Source organism: Streptomyces niphimycinicus (assembly GCF_018883605.1).
GTDB lineage: Bacteria > Actinomycetota > Actinomycetes > Streptomycetales > Streptomycetaceae > Streptomyces > Streptomyces niphimycinicus.
On sequence record NZ_JAHLEM010000410.1, the window covers coordinates 1 to 3,365 of the forward strand.

Annotated in this window: 3 protein-coding genes; 1 reads left to right on the forward strand and 2 read right to left on the reverse strand. The window is 74.1% G+C overall.

What is annotated here, in order from left to right; genetic code table 11:
• Positions 1 to 588: RICIN domain-containing protein (locus tag KN815_RS30965; RefSeq protein WP_372458526.1), on the forward strand; the 588-nt coding region annotated here is incomplete at its 5' end.
• Here the strand turns inward: KN815_RS30965 and KN815_RS30970 are convergent.
• Both KN815_RS30970 and KN815_RS30975 read right to left on the reverse strand, forming a co-directional pair.
• Positions 558 to 1,235: a S26 family signal peptidase gene (locus KN815_RS30970; RefSeq protein ID WP_216345178.1), complete on the reverse strand. Its 678-nt coding sequence runs from the start codon at positions 1,233 to 1,235 to the stop codon at positions 558 to 560. The two genes, KN815_RS30965 and KN815_RS30970, sit on opposite strands and share 31 nt — an antisense overlap.
• 54 nt (positions 1,236 to 1,289) lie before the next feature.
• Complete coding sequence (locus KN815_RS30975; protein WP_216345179.1) at positions 1,290 to 3,110, reverse strand: ABC transporter ATP-binding protein; 1,821 nt, start codon at positions 3,108 to 3,110, stop codon at positions 1,290 to 1,292.
• Positions 3,111 to 3,365: the final 255 nt, after the last annotated feature.

A 3,365-nucleotide genomic window follows, 5' to 3' on the forward strand; every position in this document is an offset into this window, starting at 1 on the left:
CGGGGTCTGACGGCCGCCGCCGCTGTGCTGACGGTCGCCCTCGGCGCCGTCGTGGCCTTCCGCCAGGATCAGGTGCCGTGGCGGCAATCCCGCGCCGCGGACCCGCCGTCCGGCGCCCTGGCCGGGGGCCGGCCGACACCGCCCGGCGGCTGGGTGACCATCAGGATCGCGGAGGACCCGGAGCTGTGTCTGACCGACGGCCGGGTCCGCGACTGGCGGTACACACCGCTCGTCGCGGTGCAGCGGCCCTGTGCCGAGGCGGCGCCGCAGAGCACCCTGCTGGAGCCGGCCGGCGACGGGAAGTACCACATCGTGTGGTACCACCCCGACTACGGCAGGGGCTGTCTGAAAGCGCTCGCCGACGGAGACGGCGCGGGACTGCTCGAGCCGATGGACGTCTGCGCGGACGGCAGTCTGTTCACCATCGAGCCGTCGGGCGAGCTGAGACGGGGCAGATATGTGCTCCGGATCGAGGGCCGCGGCTGTGTGGGCATCGTCGACTCCAGCTCCGTCCACGGTGCGGAGGCGGTGATGCAGCGCTGCGAGGGCAAGGGCCGTCAGGTGTTCCTCATCCGGCGCGCGGGCTGATCCGAGCCCGCCACCTCGCCCAGGACGCGTTCCGCCGGGAAGTAGCCGACGTGGCGCGAGTCGTAGCTCTCCTCGCTGTTGTCCCCGAGCAGAATCAGCATGCCGTCGGGGACGGTCCGGTCCGGGTTGTCCCCGAGCGCGGGCAGCCCGGACCGGGGCACGGGATCGCCCGGTACGGCCGCGACCCGTTTGATGAACCACTGCCGTGCGTAGATCCGGTGCGCGGGCGCGGTCCGCGGGACGGGCGGGTCCGGCCACGGCGCCTGGTACGGCGGACGCTCCACCACCACGGCCGCCCCGCGCCCGGGGGTACGACCGCGGCGGACCAGCACGCTGTCCCCGTCGTGGTAGGCCGGTTCCATGCTCCGGCCCGAGACGCCGACCGCCACCAGCCGCCGTTCCGCGGCCCGGGCGAGGGCGAGCCCGGCGGTGAGCAGGAGGGCGGCCGCCCCGCACCCTGCCCCCCAGCCGGGGCTGCGTACGGGCCACAGGAGCGCGGCGGTGCCCGCCCAGAGGGCCACGCCCAGCGTGAGCAGAGCGGTCCGGGTGCGGCGTGCGCGCCGGGCGCGGACCCGGGCCCGGTCGGGGGCGGTCTCCGCCCAGGATGCCCGGGCCGCTGAGATGTAGGGGCCGCTGCCGGGACTCATCGTGGTGTTCTCCTCTGCGGGGTGCGTCGGGACAAGGACCGCTCGGGGATCCGCTCAGGCGATGTGCGGCGAGGCGTCAGGGGCGGTGGCCGGGTCCGGGGCCGCCTCCTGGCGGTAACCGGCGGCCTGGAGGGCGTACAGCCGCGCGTACCGCCCTTCCGCGCACAGGAGTTGGCCGTGGCTGCCGCGTTCGGCGACGCGTCCCCCGTCGAGTACGACGATGATGTCGGCCTCCCGTACGGCGCCCAGGCGGTGCGAGATGAGGACGCTGGTGAGCCCCTGTCTGTGGGCCCGGAGCGAGGTGTGGATCTCGTGCTCGGCCGCCGCGTCGAGCCCGGCGGACGGCTCGTCGAGGATCATCAGATCGCGGCGGTCGCGTACGAACGCCCGGGCCAGGGCGAGCCGTTGGCTCTGTCCTCCGGAGAGCATGACTCCGGTGGCCGGGTTCCGCTTGTCCGCCTCGGCAAAGAACATCCGGGAGAGCAGGGTGTCGTAGCCGTGCGGCAGCGCCGCCAGCACCTCGTGGATCCCGGCCCGCCGCGCCGCCCTTCGCAGGCGCTCCGGTTCGCCGAGGGCGTCGAGGTCGCCCTGCGCGATGCTCTCGGCAGCCGTCATGTCGTAGTCCATGTAGTCCTGGAACACCGCGCTGATGCGTCGGCGCAGATCGGCGATGTCGGCGTCGCGCAGGTCGACGCCGTCCCACCGGATGCTCCCCCGGACCGGGTCGTAGAACCGGCACAACAGCTTGACCAGGGTGGACTTGCCCGAGCCATTGAGGCCGACGAGGGCGAGCGACGATCCTGCGGGGATCCACAGGTCGATACCGCGTAGCACCCAGGGATGGTCGGGCGCGTAGCGGAACCACACATCGCGCAGCTCGATGCCGCACCGCAGCTCCGGCAGCGGGCGGGGGTCGGCGGGCGCGGAGAGTTCGGGCCCGGCGCGCACCACAGCCAGGTAGTGCCCGAACAGCAGCAGGGCGTGGTGGGTGGTCGCGACATCGCCCGCGAGCGCCGTCAGGGCCGTCTGGACCCCGGCCACGGCGGCCAGGAAGACCGCCACATCGCCGGGGGTGAGTCCGCCTCCCCGGGCGCTGCCGACCGTCCACAGCAGCCCGGCGCCCGCCACCGACGCGGACAGCAGGCCGAGTCCGGCGCGTATCCGGACCTCCTGCCGGTCGACCGTCCGGCGGGCGGCGTCCGCGCTCCGCCGGCCGGCGAGCATCCGGCCGCGCAGAAAGGCGCCGGTGCCAAAAAGGCGGATCTCCTTGGCCGCCTCGACATTGGCGAGCAGGCCCATGTAGAAGAACTGGCGCCGCTCGTCGGGCCCGATCTCCCAGACGGTGGCGGCGCGCCTGCGCGACAGCAGGAGTTCGGCCGCCAGCACGGGCAGCGCGGCGAACAGGACGAGCGCCATCGTCGGCGGGCTGATCACGAACAGGGAGCCGAGGAAGCCGACGATGGTGAGGACGGATCGGACGACGCCCAGGGCTCCTTCGACGGCCTGGCCGGCGACCGGTTTGGCCACCACCGTCTGCTGGGCGAGGCGCAGCCGGTCCAGGAAGACCGGGTTTTCGAAGCGGGCGAGACCGGGGAACCGGTCGACGGCCAGGAACAGCCGGTCCTGGGCGTACTGCCCGACCCGGCGGTCCATCTCGGTGCGCAGATAGTGGGCCAGATGCGGCAGTGCCGCGGTCGCCACCCCGGTGGCGGTCAACACGGCCACGGGGAGCAGAAGTGCGCCCACGGTGGCACCGGCGGCGAGGCGGTCGATGACGAGTTTCAGCGACCAGGCGGCCGCCACCGGGAAGAACCCCATGGCCAGCGCGGGCCCCGTGTACAGCGCGAGGATGCCGGGTGCCGCCCGCATCACCATCCGTACCGCGTCCAGGACATGGGACGGCCGGAGGCGGGGTGCGCGTTCGTCGTCGGGGTGCTCGGGGTGCTCGGGGTGCTCGGGGTGCTCGGGGTGCTCGGGGTGGTCGGAGTGCTCGGGGTCCTCGGGGGCGGTGGCCTGGGAGGCGGCTCGTGGGTGCGTCACGGCGGGGCGTTTGCGCGTCATGGCGCGGCGGACGGCGGCGCCGGTCAGCGGGCGGCGACGGCGGGACGGTCCACGTCGACCTGGTCGGCC